This is a genomic window from Halarchaeum nitratireducens (assembly GCF_017874695.1).
GTDB classification, from domain to species: domain Archaea; phylum Halobacteriota; class Halobacteria; order Halobacteriales; family Halobacteriaceae; genus Halarchaeum; species Halarchaeum nitratireducens.
Map to the genome: position 1 here is coordinate 53284 of NZ_JAGIKY010000005.1, position 14923 is coordinate 68206.

Annotated in this window: 18 protein-coding genes; 8 read left to right on the forward strand and 10 right to left on the reverse strand. The window is 71.2% G+C overall.

What is annotated here, in order from left to right; all coding sequences use genetic code 11:
* Positions 1 to 55 precede the first annotated feature (55 nt).
* The 3 genes from J2754_RS06545 (at position 56) to J2754_RS06555 (ending at position 3453) form a co-directional block, all read left to right on the forward strand.
* Positions 56 to 1378, forward strand: coding sequence for a hypothetical protein (locus tag J2754_RS06545; protein ID WP_188879325.1), 1323 nt, complete (start codon positions 56 to 58; stop codon positions 1376 to 1378).
* Positions 1379 to 1625: 247 nt separating this feature from the next.
* Positions 1626 to 1910: a hypothetical protein gene (locus tag J2754_RS06550; RefSeq protein WP_188879211.1), complete on the forward strand. Its 285-nt coding sequence runs from the start codon at positions 1626 to 1628 to the stop codon at positions 1908 to 1910.
* Positions 1911 to 2121: 211 nt separating this feature from the next.
* The gene (locus J2754_RS06555; RefSeq protein ID WP_211086982.1) at positions 2122 to 3453 is read left to right on the forward strand and encodes an APC family permease; all 1332 of its coding nucleotides are present in this window, start codon (positions 2122 to 2124) and stop codon (positions 3451 to 3453) included.
* Positions 3454 to 3590: 137 nt separating this feature from the next.
* Here J2754_RS06555 and J2754_RS06560 read toward each other — a convergent pair whose 3' ends face one another.
* Together J2754_RS06560 and J2754_RS06565 are read right to left on the reverse strand one after the other, a co-directional pair.
* The gene (locus J2754_RS06560) at positions 3591 to 3881 is read right to left on the reverse strand and encodes a hypothetical protein (protein ID WP_188879214.1); all 291 of its coding nucleotides are present in this window, start codon (positions 3879 to 3881) and stop codon (positions 3591 to 3593) included.
* Positions 3878 to 4984 (reverse strand): TIGR04053 family radical SAM/SPASM domain-containing protein, encoded by a 1107-nt coding sequence (locus J2754_RS06565; RefSeq protein ID WP_188879216.1) that lies wholly within the window; start codon positions 4982 to 4984, stop codon positions 3878 to 3880. The genes J2754_RS06560 and J2754_RS06565 overlap by 4 nt, the downstream gene beginning before the upstream one ends.
* 88 nt (positions 4985 to 5072) lie before the next feature.
* Between J2754_RS06565 and J2754_RS06570 the strand changes: the two genes are divergently transcribed.
* From J2754_RS06570 to J2754_RS06580, 3 genes are all read left to right on the forward strand, one after another.
* A complete protein-coding gene (locus J2754_RS06570; RefSeq protein WP_188879218.1) occupies positions 5073 to 5345 on the forward strand; it encodes a DUF2249 domain-containing protein in 273 nt (90 codons plus the stop codon).
* A 104-nt stretch (positions 5346 to 5449) separates the two neighbouring features.
* Positions 5450 to 5764 carry a cupin domain-containing protein gene (locus J2754_RS06575; RefSeq protein ID WP_188879219.1) on the forward strand — a complete coding sequence of 105 codons (315 nt, stop codon included), beginning with the start codon at positions 5450 to 5452 and terminating at the stop codon, positions 5762 to 5764.
* Positions 5757 to 6293 carry a DUF7998 family protein gene (locus tag J2754_RS06580; RefSeq protein ID WP_188879220.1) on the forward strand — a complete coding sequence of 179 codons (537 nt, stop codon included), beginning with the start codon at positions 5757 to 5759 and terminating at the stop codon, positions 6291 to 6293. Before J2754_RS06575 ends, J2754_RS06580 begins: the two co-directional genes overlap by 8 nt.
* Positions 6294 to 6358: 65 nt before the next feature.
* On the opposite strand, the gene J2754_RS06585 is transcribed toward J2754_RS06580, so the two are convergent.
* The 3 genes from J2754_RS06585 to J2754_RS06595 all read right to left on the reverse strand — a co-directional run bounded on the left by J2754_RS06585 (position 6359) and on the right by J2754_RS06595 (position 9836).
* Positions 6359 to 7024, reverse strand: coding sequence for an HD domain-containing protein (locus J2754_RS06585; RefSeq protein ID WP_188879221.1), 666 nt, complete (start codon positions 7022 to 7024; stop codon positions 6359 to 6361).
* Positions 7025 to 7165: 141 nt separating this feature from the next.
* On the reverse strand, positions 7166 to 7465 hold the full coding sequence (locus J2754_RS06590; RefSeq protein WP_188879222.1) for a CGCGG family putative rSAM-modified RiPP protein: 300 nt from the start codon (positions 7463 to 7465) through the stop codon (positions 7166 to 7168).
* 58 nt (positions 7466 to 7523) lie between these two features.
* Positions 7524 to 9836, reverse strand: a complete 2313-nt coding sequence (locus J2754_RS06595; protein WP_188879223.1) for a nitric-oxide reductase large subunit — start codon at positions 9834 to 9836, stop codon at positions 7524 to 7526.
* A 92-nt stretch (positions 9837 to 9928) separates the two neighbouring features.
* On the opposite strand from J2754_RS06595, the gene J2754_RS06600 reads away from it, so the two are divergent.
* A complete protein-coding gene (locus J2754_RS06600; protein WP_188879224.1) occupies positions 9929 to 10153 on the forward strand; it encodes a DUF2249 domain-containing protein in 225 nt (74 codons plus the stop codon).
* A 54-nt stretch (positions 10154 to 10207) separates the two neighbouring features.
* Positions 10208 to 10441 (forward strand): DUF2249 domain-containing protein, encoded by a 234-nt coding sequence (locus J2754_RS06605; protein WP_188879225.1) that lies wholly within the window; start codon positions 10208 to 10210, stop codon positions 10439 to 10441.
* A 55-nt stretch (positions 10442 to 10496) separates the two neighbouring features.
* Here J2754_RS06605 and J2754_RS06610 read toward each other — a convergent pair whose 3' ends face one another.
* From J2754_RS06610 to J2754_RS06630, 5 genes are read right to left on the reverse strand one after another with little or no spacing between them, the layout of a single operon-like run.
* Entirely contained in the window at positions 10497 to 11132 is a 636-nt protein-coding gene (locus tag J2754_RS06610) for a helix-turn-helix domain-containing protein (protein WP_211086983.1), read from the reverse strand.
* A gap of 60 nt (positions 11133 to 11192) precedes the next feature.
* A complete protein-coding gene (locus J2754_RS06615; RefSeq protein WP_188879227.1) occupies positions 11193 to 12455 on the reverse strand; it encodes a P-loop NTPase in 1263 nt (420 codons plus the stop codon).
* Positions 12452 to 13342: a HEAT repeat domain-containing protein gene (locus tag J2754_RS06620; RefSeq protein ID WP_188879228.1), complete on the reverse strand. Its 891-nt coding sequence runs from the start codon at positions 13340 to 13342 to the stop codon at positions 12452 to 12454. The genes J2754_RS06615 and J2754_RS06620 overlap by 4 nt, the downstream gene beginning before the upstream one ends.
* The gene (locus J2754_RS06625) at positions 13339 to 14208 is read right to left on the reverse strand and encodes a DUF8068 family protein (RefSeq protein WP_188879229.1); all 870 of its coding nucleotides are present in this window, start codon (positions 14206 to 14208) and stop codon (positions 13339 to 13341) included. The genes J2754_RS06620 and J2754_RS06625 overlap by 4 nt, the downstream gene beginning before the upstream one ends.
* Positions 14205 to 14921, reverse strand: coding sequence for a molecular chaperone TorD family protein (locus J2754_RS06630; protein WP_188879230.1), 717 nt, complete (start codon positions 14919 to 14921; stop codon positions 14205 to 14207). Before J2754_RS06630 ends, J2754_RS06625 begins: the two co-directional genes overlap by 4 nt.
* Positions 14922 to 14923: the final 2 nt, after the last annotated feature.

Below are 14923 nucleotides of genomic sequence, written 5' to 3' on the forward strand. Positions count from 1 at the left end.
TTTCCCGAACACGTTCGGGACGGCGCGTAGGTGCCGGGCGCTCGAAGACGTGCGCATGCTCCCCGGGAACCCCGACGTCGACACCGACGTCCAACCGCCGATGCGGCTGCCGCTCGGCCACTTCGTCGTCGCGCTCGGCGCGCTCTGCGTCGCGGTACTCGTCGGCCTGCTGCGCGGTGATACGCTGTTCGCGCCCGCCGCCGGCCTCGCGCACGTCCACCTCGTGCTCGTCGGCTGGGTCTGCCTCACCATCGCCGGCGCGATGACGCAGTTCGTCCCGGTCTGGTCGGGCGTCCGCCTCCACTCGACGCGTCTCGCCGGCGTCCAGCTCGCCCTGCTCGCGGGCGGTCTCGCGGGCTTCGCGGCCGCGCTCCTCGCCGGCGCGTTCGCGCCCCTCCCGGCGTTCGCGGCGGCGATGCTCCTCGGGTTCTGGATCTTCGTCTACAACATCGCACGGACGCTCGCCCGCGCCCGCCCGTTCGACGTCACCGAACGCCACTTCGCGTACGCGCTCGCGTCCTTCCTCGCCGTCTCCGCGCTCGGCGTCTCGCTCGCCGCCGGCTTCACTCGTCCCGATTTCCTCCCCGTGAGCCGCGTGGCGCTCCGGGGTTCGCACGTCGCGCTCGCGCTCTTCGGCGCCGTCCTCTGCACCGTGTTCGGCGCGCTCTACCAGCTCGTCCCGATGTTCGCCCAGTCGGACCTCGACGCGTTCGACCGGCGCCTCCAGCGCCTCGAAGAGACCGTCTACCCGCTCGGCGTCGCCCTGCTCGCGATGGGGCGCCTCGTCGGGATCGCACCGCTCGCCCGCCTCGGCGGCCTGCTCGTCGTCGGTGGCGTGCTCGCCGTCGCCGTCGTGCTCGCGCGTCGCCTCGCGGACGCCACCGTCTCGTGGGGGCCGATGCTCCGCCGATACGCCGTCCTCCCGGTCGCGATGGGCGCGTGGGCGGCGTGGACGCTCCCCGTCTGGCTCGCCCGCCCGCTCGCCTACGACGCCGCCGTCGGCGCGCCGGGGTCGTTCTCCCTGCTCGTCCTCGGCGTCGTCGGCTTCGTCGTCCTCGGCACGCTCTACCACGTCGTCCCGTTCATCGTCTGGGTGCACCGCTACAGCGACCGCCTCGGCTTCGAGGCCGTGCCGACCATCGACGACCTCTACGTCGCGCGCGTCGCCCACGTCGACTTCGCGCTCCTCCTCGCCGGCACGGCGCTCCTCGTCCTCGTCACGGGCGGCGTCGCGCTCCCCGCACCCCTCAGCCGTGCGGGCGACGCGCTCGTCGCGGGCGGCGTCGCACTCGCCGCCGCGAACCTCTTGCTCGTCGTCTGCCGACACGCCGTCGCGCCCGCCGTGAGCGCTCGATTCGGGTCGCTCGCGAGCGAGTAATGGCCGCACTCCATCGAAACGACCGCTCGCTCTCGTCTCATTCAGTGCTCTCGCACCTATCGTACCAGCGGCCGTCGTCGCGCGTACACGCTGTCCGCCCGCGGTGCCGACGTCGTGCTCACCGTCCGTCCGCCGCTCCCGACGCCGGCAGTGCGACTCTGTCACTGACTGGAAGGGGAGGGGAACGGGTTCTCAGCAGGTTGGAACCGGGGGAAATAATTTGTTAACTGAACAAAAACAACTCCCTATGACGGACGACTCACCGATCGATCGCGTCGCACTCGGCGGCGCAATCGCGCTCGTCTGGGCCGGCTACGTCGGCCTCGTGGGGGTGTTGGCCCGTCTCGGATGGGGGGAACGATGGCGCTCGCTCCTCTCGGACGTCTACGTCGGATTCGACGAGACGACCAGCGGTATCGCGGTCGGGATCGGGTGGGCCGCGATCGACGGGTTCCTCGCGGGCTGGACAGTCGCGAGCGCCTACGACGCCCTCACCCCCGACAGCACACCCCCCGACGGGGCGGAGAGTTGACAGCCGGAACACCACCGAGTGCCCCCGACTCGCCGGTGGGACGGCGTGGGAGACGCGGCGGGCACTTGACCCCGGGTTCGCCACCGCGGGTGCCGTCGAAACCCCGACGGATCCCCCCGCCAGTGGCCATCACGCGCATGACGAGTGAACCGTCGACGGCCCACGGGACCACACTGACGAGCGGTGCCGGAACGCGTTCGACAGCGACAGCATGACCGAATCCAAACTCGGCGTTCGGGAGGCGGTCTCGTTCGCGCTCGGGGGCATCATCGGCGGGGGTATCTTCGCCGTTCTCGGCGTCGTCGCCGCCGTCGCCGGGACGACAGCGTGGATCGCCTATCTGCTCGCCGGAATCGTCGTGATGGCGACCGGCTATTCCTACGTCGAACTCAACGCTCTCAGCTCGCGAACCGACGGATCGGGCGGAGCGGTCACCTTCATCGACGAATTTCTCGACCGGCCGAAGATCGCGGGAATGGTCGGCTGGACGTTGCTCGTCGGATACGTCGGCACGCTCGCGATGTACGCCTACGCCTTTGGCACCTACTTCGGCGCCATCTTCGGGGTCTCCGAACTGCCCGTCGTCGGGCTGCCGGCGCGCCCCGTGATTTCGGCGCTCGTCGTCGTCGGGTTCATCGCGCTCAATCTCGTCGGTGTCCGCGAATCCGGCCTCGTCGAGGACGCGCTGGTGGGCCTCAAGCTCCTCGTCATCGTCCTGTTCACCGCGATCGGCATCTGGTACGGACACGCGCACGGCATGCTCTCCTTCGGCATCGCACAGTCGCTCGCACGTCCCGTCGGGCCGTTCATCGCGGCGGGGGTGGCGTTCGTCTCCTTCGAGGGCTGGCAGCTCCTCTTCTACGACCAGGAAAGCATCACGAACCCTGAGCGAACGCTTCGAAAGGCGGTCTCCGTATCGATTCCGGTGTCGACGCTCGCCTACGTGCTGGTCGCGTTCGTCACGCTCAGTCTGGTCAGCCAGCAGGAGGTCGCCGCTCACCCCGACCTCGCGCTCGCCATCGCGGCCGATCAGTTCGCCGGTACGGTCGGGTACGTCGCTATCGGCGTGGCGGCCGTCGCGTCGACCGCGAGCGCGATCAACGCGACGCTGTTCAGCGCGGCCCTGTTCGCGAAGGGGTTGCGCTCCGATGCGTTGATCCCCGACCAGATCGCCTCAGCCCGCGAACGGGGCGTGCCCACGAACGCCCTGCTCCTGATCGGTGGCTTCACCGTCGTGTTCACCGTCTACGGCGATCTGGAAGCGATCACGGAGTTCGCCTCGATGTCGTTCATCGTCGTGTTCGGAACGGTCAACGCAGTCGCGCTCGTGCAAGACTCCGTCCCGAACCGGTGGATCTCGCTCGTCGGATTCGTCGGAACGCTCCTGTTTCTCCCGCTCTTCGCGTGGCACCTCTACACGGTGGAGTTCCACGTGTTCGTGCTCGTCGTCGTGATCGCCGCCGCGCTGCTCCTCGTCGAGGGAGTGTACTTCGAGCGGACGGAGATCGAATCGGGGTTCAGATCGGTGGAGAAACGCCTCTGACGGCGGGCTGTGCGTCTCCGAGTAGCGTCGAAGAGAACGCGTTAACTCCGCGTACCAACGTGACGGATCATCCTGTCCGCCCCCTCTCGCGAGCGGGCGCGTCGCTGCTCGAAGACACCCGAATCCCGCGTCGGCGCCTACTCTTCGGCTTCGAGGAAGGCGCGCATCCGCTCGATGTCGGCGTCGTCGGCCTCCTCGACGGCGCGCTCGGGCGCTTCGAGCAAGCCCTCGACGAGGCGGTCGGCGAGGTCGTCGAGGACGCGCGCCCGCTCGGGCGTGAGGGCGTCCCGGGCCTCCAGTCGCGAGTAGGCGCGCTCGAGTTGTTCGCTCCGCACCGCCTCGGCGCGCGCTTCGAGGGCGCGCCGCGTCGCCTCGCGGGCGTCGGTCGTCCCCGCGTCACCGACGTCGCTCGACGCCGCCTCGCTCATAGCTCCACCTCCGCCGGCGACTGATCCGGCATCGGGCCGTCGTACCCCTCGGGCTCGTACGCGCAGAGCGGATCGCTCGCGAGCGGGTCGCCCGCCGTCGCGTAAGCGCGAGAGCGACTGCCGCCGCAGACGTGGCGGAACTCGCAGGCCCCGCACTTCCCCGTGAGCGCGTCGGGGTCGCGCAGCGACTCGAAGAGATCCGAGTCCCGGTAGACGTCGACGAGCGACTCCTCGCGGACGTTCCCCGCCGATTCGGGGAGGAAGCCCGAGGGGTAGACGTCGCCGACGTGGCTGACGAACGCGAAGCCGTCGCCCGCCGTGACGCCGCTCCGCCGGCCGATACCGTCGCGGGCGGGCGACGCGGTGCCGCCCTCGGCGCGTTTCTGCTGGAGGGCGACGCGCCGATAGTGCGGCGCTTCGGTCGTCTTCACGCCGAACGGCGCGTCGTCGGCCACCTCGACGAGCCACTCCATGACGCCCTCGGCGCGCTCGGGGTCGATGGGGTCGAGGACGTGCCCCCGGCCCACGGGAACGAGGAAGAAGACCGACCAGAGCACCGCGCCGAGGTCGGCGACGAGGTCGCGGATGGCGGGGAGGTCCCCGATCGTCTGCGCGCAGACGGTCGTGTTGATCTGAAGCGGGAGGCTGGCGTCGCGGGCGGCGCGCGCGGCCTCGACGGTGGAGTCGAAGCTCCCCGCTTCGCCCCGAAACGCGTCGTGAGTCGCCGCGCTCGCGCCGTCGAGGCTGAGCGCCATCCGCCGGAGGCCGGCGTCCGCGAGGTCGTCGATCCGCTCGCGGGTGAGCGACCCGGTACCGCTCGGCGTCATCGTCATCTGCAGGCCGTTCTCGACGCCGTACTCGACGAGGTCGACGGTGTCGTCGCGCGCGAGCGGGTCGCCCCCGGAGAGCACGACGAGTTGGCCGTCGCCGAACGCGCGGGCGTCGTCGAGGAGCGCCTTCCCCTCGGCGGTGGTGAGCTCGTCCGGGTGACGCGCCGGTTGGGCGTCCGCCCGACAGTGCTCGCAGGCGAGCTCGCACGCCTGCGTGACCTCCCAGATGCAGACGAACGGCCGCTGGCTCGTGTCGACGTCGCTCGGTCGCATACTCGTGGGATGGGCGTCCGTCCCCGAGTAGCCCGTCCCGAACGCGTTCGGGGATACGGTTTGCCCTCCGGAGTCGGTTATCGTAGATATGGTCGACGCGACCGCAGTCGACGACGCCGTCAGCGAGACCGACGCGCCCGCGGACCGGCCGCGTGAACGCCTCGACGCCCGCGAGCTCCCGCCGCCCGAGCCGCTCACGGAGACGCTCGAACGACTCGCCGACTTCGACGACGAGCGCGTCCTCGTGCAGGTGAACGACCGCGCGCCCCAACACCTCTACCCGAAACTCGACGACCGCGGGTGGGCGTACGAGACCGTCGAGACCGACGACGCCGTCGTGACGGTCGTCTGGCGGTCCTGACGCCGATCGGTGGAGCGTCCCCACCCTGCGCCACTCGGGACCGTCCCCCGTACGCGAACACATTCGGGGAGACGGTGAACGGGTTGGGGCGCGTTCGCCGACGTATGTCCGACGTCCAAACCGAAACGCTCGCAGATCTGAGCGGGGAACCGCACGCCACCGTCTTCGCGGACGGCCCCCGGACCGTTCGGCTCTCGCTCGCCGCCGGCGAGTCGCTCCCCGAGCACGACCACCCGGGCGTGGACGTCCTGCTCGTCGGCCTCGGCGGCCACCTCACCGTCGAACTTGACGGGGAGCCCCACGACCTCCGGGACGGCGACGTCCTCCGCGTCGCGGGCGAGCACCGGATCGAACCGCGCGCCCGCGAAGACAGCACCGCGCTCGTGGTCCTCGCGCCGCGGGAGGGCGACGATGCGTAGTTTCTTCGGTAGCGGGGGCGCGGACGAGGCCTTCGACGACCGCGGGTCGTTCGTCCCCGCGCACCTCCCCGAGCCCGGACCGTTCCTCGCCGACGCCGAGGTGCTGACGGGCGACGATCACGCCGCCGTCCACGAGACCGCGCGCGAGTGCTTCGAGGAGCGCGGCGTCTACGACGTGACGTTCGGCTACAACCTCGCGCGCCTCAACCTCGATCAGCGCCACCCGAACGCGGGGTTCCGGTACGGCGTGGACGGCGACGACCTGCGCGCGGAGTTCACGCCGACGACCGAGTTCTGCCCGCAGAGCGACACCCTCACCGTCGGCGCGTTCCGCGCGTGGAACGGCCTCGAAGAGCGCCACGACTACGAGCTCGTTCGCGTCCGCGTCGCGCCCAGCCACCAGCGCGCCGACGCCGTCAACGACCGCCTCGCCGCCCTCGAAGAGGCGTACGTCGAGACGGGCGAACTCCCCGACGCCGAGACCCCGGACCCGAACGGGGGCGCGGGCGACGACGCGCTCCCGTTCTGAGCCGCGCTGCTGAGAGCTTCGTCAGGAGATCGGGTCTGTTCCCGGTTGCGGTCGATACGGTCAATTCACTGCACGATGTCCGGGTCAATCTCGCGGACGAATCGGTCGAAGAACGCTTCCATCACGTCCCAGCGCGACTCTCCGAGATGTCGACCTGGGTCTGTATACAACGCATTGAGGCGTTCACGCGCCCACTCGCGCAGGAGATCGATATCCGGCAACTCGGAGGCGTCATCAGTAAGTGTCGCTGCGTCATCGATGACGGCGTACTGTTCGCCGATACGTCCGGAGCGTTCACCGACGATACAAGCGAGGCGAACAAACCCGACCGCGCCGGCTGCGTCGAGTTTGTCGGCATCGAAGAGCAACTGTGCCTCGGTCGTTTCGGGCTCGGGCGAATTTGCCCGGATGCTGTGCGTACGCAGGCAGTGTTCGACCGCCGCGATCCGGTCCGACGCTACGCCTTCTGCTGCGAGGAGGCTCGTGGCTTCGTCGGCTGCCCAGTCGCCGTGGTCGTCGATGTCCCCGACGCGTTCAAGTGGCCGCCCGATATCGTGAAACCAGGCCGCCGCGGCTAGAACGTCTCGGTCGACGCTGTCTGGATGTTGGGTTGCGAGCTGGAGCGCGACGTCATGCACGCGTTTCGCGTGGAAGATATCGTGTGCAGGGAAGGCGTCCTCGTAGTACGGACGAGACAGATCGCGGGACAGAGAGTCTACGTTGGAGGGCATCACTGCGGGAACGTCGTCGAGAGACTTTTATCTATCGTGAGACGAGCACGCGCTACCTGACGGCTGTTCCAGCGGCGGGGGTATCGAACAAATCGGGGTTTTCAACAGAGCCTTCTGAGCGGGACGCGCGTCGCACTCCGCTCACTCGACGCGCACGCGGACGACGTGCCCGCCGCAGCCGCACTGCTCGACGTACTCGTAGTCGACGGCGTCGCCGAACGCCTCCTCGAGCGCGTCGTAGAGGTACGTCTCCGGGTGGCCCTGTTCGGCGTGCGTCACGAGGTTCACGTGGTAGCCCAAGGCGGTCTGCCGGACGGCGTCGCGGGCGTCGGCGAGGAGATGCTCGCGGTCCGACTCGTACTCGGGGTGTTCGAGGTTCGCCGACCACGAGTTCCGATGCGTCTCGTCGGTGACGGCCTCGGCGTCGTGCGAGTGGCTCATGCGTGTCGTGGGAGGCACGCAGGAGAGAAGAGCGGCGTCCCGAACGGGTTCGGGACGGTTAGTCGTCGTCGGATTCGGCGCCGGCGCTCTCGTCGAAGATGCGCCGCGAGATGACCGTGCCGTCGGACGAGGCGGCCGTCGGGTCGCGGCGGACGAAGCGCTTCTTCAGGACGTCGTAGGAGAAGAGCGCGGTCCCGAGGATGAGGAGGACGTCACCGGGGAGGCGCGCCCAGAAGAGCGTCTGGACGAAGTCGCGGCTGTAGAAGGCGAGCGAGCGCGCGGCGTCGTAGTTCCCCGTGAAGACGGTCTCGAGCTGGAGGAAGCCGACGGGGACGTCGCCGACGAACACCATCCACGCGAGGCCGATGTTCCACAGCCAGAACGCGCGCCGGAGGTTCGTGCCGTCCCACTTGCCGCGCTTCGTGGTGAACTGCAGGACGTAGACGGCGAGGCCGAGCGCGAGGAAGCCGAACGCGCCGAACATCGACGCGTGGGCGTGCCCGACCGTGAGGAAGGTGCCGTGCTCGTAGTAGTTGACGAGCGGGAGGTTGATGAAGAAGCCGAGGACGCCCGCGCCGACGAAGTTCCAGACGCCCGAGGCGACGATGAACATGAACGGGAGCGTGTAGGGGAAGGACTCGCCGGCGTCGCGCATCGCGCGGTACTCGCCGATGGCCTCGAAGAGGATGAAGACGAGCGGGACGAATTCGAGCGTGGAGAAGACGCTCCCGATGGGCACCCAGTAGTCGGGGAGGCCGATCCACCAGTAGTGGTGGGAGACGCCGATGACGCCCGCGCCCATCACGAGGAGGGCTTCGAGCATGACGGCCTTCTCGGCGCTCCGGCGCGAGAGGAGGTTCATCGCGACGAGCGCGACGGCGACGACGGCGACGACGAAGAACTCGAAGGCGCCCTCGACCCACATGTGGACGACCCACCAGCGCCAGAACTCCGTCACGACCATCGTCGTCTGCGGCGTGTAGAACATGCTCGCCGCGAACAGCAGGCCGATGGAGCCGCCGGCGTAGATGATCATGTGCGCGAGGCCGAAGCGCGATTCCCGCTTCAGGAGGGGCTTGAAGCCGCGCGCGACGAGCGCCGTCCAGAGCGCGAAGCCGACGAGGAGGCCGACCTGCCAGAGGCGCCCGACCTCCAGGTACTCGAGGCCCTCGTTCCCGAGGATCCACCAGAGCGCGCCCTCGATGTAGCCCTGCGCGCCGAGCCAGATGCCGAGGAGGCCGCCGACCACGACGACGAAGAGCGCGCCCAGCAGGACGTGGACGTAGCGCTTCTGGTTCGCGGGTTCGCGGCCGGTGAGCAGCGGCGGGAGGAAGAGCCCGATGCCGAGCCAGAGCGTCGCGATCCAGAGGATCGCGAGGTCGATGTGCCACGCCTTCGTGAGGGCGAACGGGAGCGCCGAGAGCGCGTCGATCCCGAGCGCGTTCGCGAGCCCGTAGAAGCCGCCGCGCTCGATGTAGTAGTGCGCCATCAACCCTCCGAGGAGCGTCTGCGCGAGGAAGAGGACGGCGGCGACCGGGACGAAGCGCGCGGCCGCGAACTGACTCGGCGTGAGCGTGACGTCGGCGGGGTCGGGGACGTCGACGCCCGCCGCGTCCGGCTCGGGGAGCTCGACGGCGCTGTAGAGCCAGATGCCGAGGCCGCCCCCGCCGACGAGGAGCACCATCGCGACGACGCTCCACGTCAGCGCGCTCACGGGCGCGTCGTTACCCGCGCCGGGGGCGTACGGCCAGTCGTTCGTGTAGGAGTGCGCGGTCCCGGGGCGGTCGATCGAGGAGAACATCGCCGTCCAGAGCGCGAAGTCCGCGAAGCGCCGGGCGTCCTCGGGCGTCGAGACGAAGTTGGCGGGGATGCCGGCCTCGCGATCGCCGCCGTTGTAGCGCTCGACGTACGCCTCGCGGACCTCACCGTAGGCGTACGCCTCGGCGGGAGTGAGTTCGAGCGTCTTGCCGAACTCGCCCGCCGAGAGCTGGCGCTCGACGACGTCGTTCACGGCCGCCTGCTCGGACTCGTCGAGCGCGTCGTACGACGACGCGCCGTAGCGTTCGCGCGCGACGTACTCACGCATGTTCGTGGTGAGCCTGTCGAGCGCGTCGGCGGTGTAGTCCGAGCCGAAGTACGCCCCGTTCCCGAGGATCGAGCCGTGATTCATGAGGCTGTTCTGCTGGAAGACCGCCTTCCCGGCGGCGATGTCGTCGTTCGTCGCGAGGACGTCACCGTCGGGGCCGACGACTTCCGCGGGCCGCTGTGGCGACTGTTCGTACGCGAGGTACGCCCCCGCGCCCATCACGACCAAGTTGAAGACGAACGCCACCACGAGGGCCTTCGCCAACGTCTCTCTGCGTATGCGCATCTCGTTCGGCGGTTCGTCGCCCCCGCATTACTTCGTGGTGACGAACACGTTCGGGAGAAGCGACACGCCCCACGTGTCCGTAGCACACGACGATGCCCCCGACGGAACGCGTCCTCGACGTCCGCGAGCACGACGGCGAACCGTTCGACACGATCACCGCGGCGCTCGACGACCTCTCCGACGAGGACTCGCTCCGCCTCGTCAACAGCTTCGAGCCGGTGCCGCTCTACGGCGTCCTCGAGTCGCGCGGGTTCACGCACGAGACGGAGCAAGTGGGCGAGGACGAGTGGCACGTGCGTATCGAGCACGAGGTGTGAGGCGAACACGTTCGGGAGAAGGGCAACCTCGGTGCCGGGCCGAGTACGACACGCATGAGCGAGACGACACTCGACGTCCGGGACGTTCCGCCGTCCGAGCGCCACCCGAAGATCCACGACGCCTTCGAGGAGCTGGACGCCGGCGACGTCCTGACTATCGTCAACGACCACGAGCCGAAACCGCTTTTCTACGAGTTCCAGGCGGAAGTCGAGTCCTTCGACGCCGACGGCTACGCCGTCGAGGAGCGCGGGCCGGGCGAGTTCGCCGCGCACTTCCCGAAGGAGTAGCCGCCACACACCCCACCCGTTCTTTTCGTCCCCGATAGCGACGTGGAGCGCCGCGTCAGTGCTCCAGCACCGCGTCGAGGACCTTGCGCTGTGCCGCCGCGAGGTGCTCGGTGAACGTCGAGGGGCTGATGTCGAGCGCGTCCGCGACGTCGTTCGCGTTCGCGCCCTTCGGGTGCTCGAAGTACCCCAGCTCGTGCGCCGTCCGCAGGACCTCGCGCTGGCGCTCGGTCAGCCGGCTCCGGTCGACGAAGACGGGATCGCTCGACTCGCCGCCCTCCGAGCGCACGAGCTTGCGGAGGCGCACGCCGCCGAACTCGTCACGCAACTCCGCGACGACGTTCTGGACGGTGTCGAGCGACGCCGTGTGAAAGGAGAGCGAGAGCGTCCCCGCCGCCGCGCGCACGTCCACGACCGGGGTGCCGAACGACTCGACGCGGTCGCAGACACAGCCCCGGTCGCGCGCACGGCGGATGCGATAGACGTGGCCGGTGTCGTGTTCGGCGACCTCGGTCGCGTCCCCCGGTTCGGGGAGGGCGTGCTCGGCGGTGAACTCCTCGGCGATGCGGCCCTCGTCGTCCGTCACGGACGCGCGCGTCACGGACGAGATGGCGGTGGCGTCCGTGGAGGCGTCCGCGACCGGGCACGCGCCCGGATCGGCGACGTCGAGTTCGACCCAGAGTTCCGCGCTCATACGTGGGCCTTCTGCGTCGCCCGGGATGGGCCCAGTCCCGAACGTGTTCGCCTCCGGGCGCTACGGGTGGACGGTGCGCGCGAGCCACGTCTCGGGGTTCTGCCGGCGCACCTCGAAGCGCTCGGGCGCGTCGCCGTCCGCGAGGTCGCCGAGGAACGCCCGGACGGGCGTCGGGTCGCGGTCGCTCGCGACGACGAACTCCTCGCCGGCCTCGAGGGCCCCGAACGCGTCCGCGACCGCGTCGCGGCGCTCGTCGGCCGGAACGCCGCGAAGGTCGACGCCGCTCTCGGGGAGGTCGACCGACCAGACCGCGTCGTAGCGCTCCTCGACGGCGGCCGCGAGGTCGGCGACGGGGTCCGGTATCGCGGTCGGCGTCGGCGTCTCCTGGAGCGCGGGCGTGAACGGGAGGCGCGCGAGCGCCGTCGTGTCGAGGCGCTCGGCGGGCGGGGTGTCGCCCGCGAAGAGGTCGTGGTCGTGGTCGCAGCGCTCGCAGGTGAACCCCGCCATGTTGACGGCCGTCCCGAGCACCGGAACGTCGTTCTCGCGGAGGAGCTCGACCGTCTTCTCGGTGTCCGAGAGCGCGGAGTGGAACGGCGTCGTGACGACGACGGCGCCGTCGAGCGACACCTCCTGTAGCGTCGTGAGCACCACGTCGCCCGTCCCCGGCGGGAGATCGACGACGAGCGTGTCGGTGTTCGTCCACGCGGTGTCCGCGAAGAGGTCGCTGACCGCGTCGTGCGCCATCGCGCCGCGCCACGCGAGCGGCGCCCCGTCTGAGAGCAGGCCGACACTCATCACCTCCAGGCCCTCGGAGCGGACGGGGCGCGGGGCGCCGTCCTCGGTGGCGTGGACCGGCCCGGAGACGTCGAGCAGCGCGGGGACGTTCGGCCCGTGGATGTCCGCGTCGAAGAGCGCGACGTCATCGCCGTTGGCGGCGAGCGCGCAGGCGAGCTGCGTCGCGACGGTCGACTTCCCGACGCCGCCCTTCGCGCTCGCGACGGCGATGACGCGCTCGAACGCGTCGGTCCCCGTCGCCCCCGGGTCGCTCGTCGGCGCCGCCCGGCGGACGGTGACCGAGTCGACAGCGGGGACGTCGCGGACGGCGCTATCGACGGCGGTCGTGACCTCCCTGATGGTTCCCGCGTCGAGCGTCGCGGCGTCAAGGCCGACGCACGCGACGCCGCCGTCGAGCGTGGCGCGCTGGACGAGGCCGGCGTCGATGACGTCCACGTCGGCGTTCGGTTCGCGCACCTGCCGGAGTGCGGGTTCGAGGCGGTCGTCGACGGCGGTCGCGTCGTCGCGCGTGGTGTCGTCTGGGGTCATAGGTTCGGGCGTCGGTTGAGTCGGTCGTCGCTGGTCGTATCGTCGGTGTCGCGCTCGCTCGACTGGACGAACTGCCGGCGGAACCGGCCGGCGTCGACGTCGAGCGCGTTCGCGGCGGTCTTCGCGACGACGCCGACGTCGTCGCGGGCGAGGTCCTCGAGCGCGTCGGTGGCGCGCTCGTCGTCGATGCCGCCGAGGAGGTGGGCGACCCACTCGCGGACGCGCTCGCTGTCGTCGGCGGCGGCGTCGAGGAGCGCGGGGAGCGCGGCCTCGCCGCGGAGCTTGAACAGCGAGACGAGCGCGTTGCGCCGGACGGCGTGGTGGGGGTCGTCGAGCGCGGCCTCGAGGCGCTCCGCGTTCGCCGCGCGGTCCACGTGGTCGAGCGCGACGAGCGCCTCGGCGCGGACCCACGGGTCGTCGTCGTCGGCCGCGTCCCGCGCGACGGCGTGCGCCGTCTCGCCGCCGAGTTCGCCGAGCGCTTCGACGGCGAACTGCCGGACGTCGGCGTCCGAGTCGTCGCGGGCGGCGTCGGCCAGCGCCGCGACCGCAGCGGCATCGAACGACCGGTCGGCGAGCGCGAGCGCGGCGCGACGCCGCTCCGTCTTCGTGCCCTCGCGGAGGTCCGCGACGAGTCCGTCGTGGCCGGCGTCGGCGACCGGGTCGGTGTCGGCGGCCGTGAGCTCCCCGGGGTCGGCCGTGCCGATGGTGACGTCGTCGCGGCTGACCTCGATGTCCTCGAGCGCCTCGATCTCGGTGTCGAGGCCGGGGCTCCGCTCGGGGTCGAGCTGCGGGTCGGCGGGGCCGTCCGGGTTCGGGTCGGCGAGCCCGGCGTCGTGCTCGTGGTCGTGGCCGCCGCAGCCACAGTCCCCGCCGCAGTCGTCGCTCATGTCGCCTCACCTCCGAGGAGGAGGGCGACCCCGAGCGCGGCGGCGAGCGCGCGCGACACCGTCACGGGGACGGCGGCGACGCAGAGCAGGAGCGCGCCGCACGCGGGGACGAGCGCGCGATGGCGGGCGGTGGCGACGGTCGCCGCCGCGAGGCCGCCGAGCCCCGCCGAGAGCGTGCCGAGGGAGGCACCGACCGCGCCGCCGCCGACGAGCGCGATTGCGCCGGCGACGTAGGGCATGCTCGCGCCGGCGGCGTGAACGACGCCCGCGAGCGCGATGCCGAGCGCCCAGTCGAGCGCGCGGGCGTCCGCTGCGAGGCCGGCCGCGACCGCCGCCGCGAGCGTGAGGAGCGTCCCGACCTGTCGGCCGGCGGGCGACGCGACGCCGACGCTCGCGGCGAGCGCGACGATGAGCGCGGCGACGGCGAGGGCCGCGAGGAGCGGGCGGCCGAGGAGCGGGACGACGCGCGTCGGGCGAGCGCGAGCGAGGCGGCGCCACGCGACGATGGCACCGGAGAGCACGACGCCGGCGGCCGCCGGAGCGTACGTGGCGTCCGCGACGAGCGCGAGCGGCGCGAACACCGCGAGACCGAGGAAGGCGACGCGCTCGACGCGGTCCGTCGCCGCGAGCGCGAACCCGAGCGCGGCGAGCGCGGGGCCGAGCGTGCCGACGACGACGGCCGCCTCGTGGCCGCCGGCGAGCGACGCGAGCGGCGACCCGGGGATGTTGCGCGCGACGCGGAGAGCGAACGGGACGGCGGCCGCGAGGAGCGCGACGACCGCGAGCGCGGGCCGCCACGCCTCGTGCGTGCCGTCCGTCCGCTCCAGCGCGGCGGCGAACCGCGTGGGCACGGCGGCGCGACTCACGGGACCTCACCCCGCTCGCGGCGCTCGCCCAGTTCGGCGGCGTCGGCGGCGACGAGCGCGTCGAGGAAGCGCCCGAGCGTCCCGTAGACGCCGGTGTCGTACTCCGCGTCGAGCGCGTCCGCGACCCCTTCGGCGAGGACGCCGAGGTGGCGGTCGAGGAAGTCGAGGCGGGCGCCCGCCGCGCCCTCGTCGGGGTCGAGCGCCGCGCGTCGCGCGAGGTAGCCCGCGAACGCGAGTTCGAGGCGGAGGTTGTCGTGGTTGTCGCGCGCGTCCTCGTCGACGGAGAGCCCGTAGTAGTCGTAGGCGCGCGCGAGGTCGACGTTCACGTCGCCCCACGAGACGTCCGAGCGGTACTCGACCTCGTAGAGGGGGACGGGCGGGCCGCTCGTGGCGAGCGAGCCGTCCGTGCGGTCCTCGTACTCGGCGAACCCGACGGCGAAGAGGTCGTTGTAGCGCGCGGCGAGCGCCTCGTAGTCCTCGTTCGTCGTGAGCTCGGGGACGTCGACGTCGAGCGCCGTCCGGTCGAGGAGGCGACGACACGTCACCTCGAACGTCCCGTCGCGGAGGTCGCGGTGGAGGGGTTCGTCCGGGTGCTCGAACGCCCGCGCGAGCAGGCGGTAGAGCTCGCCGCGCGCGGCGGCGTCCGCGTCGAGGTCGGCGGGGTCGATACGGTCGGCTGCGTCCGTCGTGGTGGTGGCGTCGGTGGATGTCATCG

Bases quoted from the DNA above. Each gene is read 5' to 3' on its own strand.
- J2754_RS06545 (WP_188879325.1), top strand. From the start codon at position 56: ATGCTCCCCGGGAACCCCGACGTCGACACCGACGTCCAACCGCCGATG.
- J2754_RS06550 (WP_188879211.1), top strand. From the start codon at position 1,626: ATGACGGACGACTCACCGATCGATCGCGTCGCACTCGGCGGCGCAATC.
- J2754_RS06555 (WP_211086982.1), top strand. From the start codon at position 2,122: ATGACCGAATCCAAACTCGGCGTTCGGGAGGCGGTCTCGTTCGCGCTC.
- J2754_RS06560 (WP_188879214.1), bottom strand. From the start codon at position 3,881: ATGAGCGAGGCGGCGTCGAGCGACGTCGGTGACGCGGGGACGACCGAC.
- J2754_RS06565 (WP_188879216.1), bottom strand. From the start codon at position 4,984: ATGCGACCGAGCGACGTCGACACGAGCCAGCGGCCGTTCGTCTGCATC.
- J2754_RS06570 (WP_188879218.1), top strand. From the start codon at position 5,073: ATGGTCGACGCGACCGCAGTCGACGACGCCGTCAGCGAGACCGACGCG.
- J2754_RS06575 (WP_188879219.1), top strand. From the start codon at position 5,450: ATGTCCGACGTCCAAACCGAAACGCTCGCAGATCTGAGCGGGGAACCG.
- J2754_RS06580 (WP_188879220.1), top strand. From the start codon at position 5,757: ATGCGTAGTTTCTTCGGTAGCGGGGGCGCGGACGAGGCCTTCGACGAC.
- J2754_RS06585 (WP_188879221.1), bottom strand. From the start codon at position 7,024: ATGCCCTCCAACGTAGACTCTCTGTCCCGCGATCTGTCTCGTCCGTAC.
- J2754_RS06590 (WP_188879222.1), bottom strand. From the start codon at position 7,465: ATGAGCCACTCGCACGACGCCGAGGCCGTCACCGACGAGACGCATCGG.
- J2754_RS06595 (WP_188879223.1), bottom strand. From the start codon at position 9,836: ATGCGCATACGCAGAGAGACGTTGGCGAAGGCCCTCGTGGTGGCGTTC.
- J2754_RS06600 (WP_188879224.1), top strand. From the start codon at position 9,929: ATGCCCCCGACGGAACGCGTCCTCGACGTCCGCGAGCACGACGGCGAA.
- J2754_RS06605 (WP_188879225.1), top strand. From the start codon at position 10,208: ATGAGCGAGACGACACTCGACGTCCGGGACGTTCCGCCGTCCGAGCGC.
- J2754_RS06610 (WP_211086983.1), bottom strand. From the start codon at position 11,132: ATGAGCGCGGAACTCTGGGTCGAACTCGACGTCGCCGATCCGGGCGCG.
- J2754_RS06615 (WP_188879227.1), bottom strand. From the start codon at position 12,455: ATGACCCCAGACGACACCACGCGCGACGACGCGACCGCCGTCGACGAC.
- J2754_RS06620 (WP_188879228.1), bottom strand. From the start codon at position 13,342: ATGAGCGACGACTGCGGCGGGGACTGTGGCTGCGGCGGCCACGACCAC.
- J2754_RS06630 (WP_188879230.1), bottom strand. From the start codon at position 14,921: ATGACATCCACCGACGCCACCACCACGACGGACGCAGCCGACCGTATC.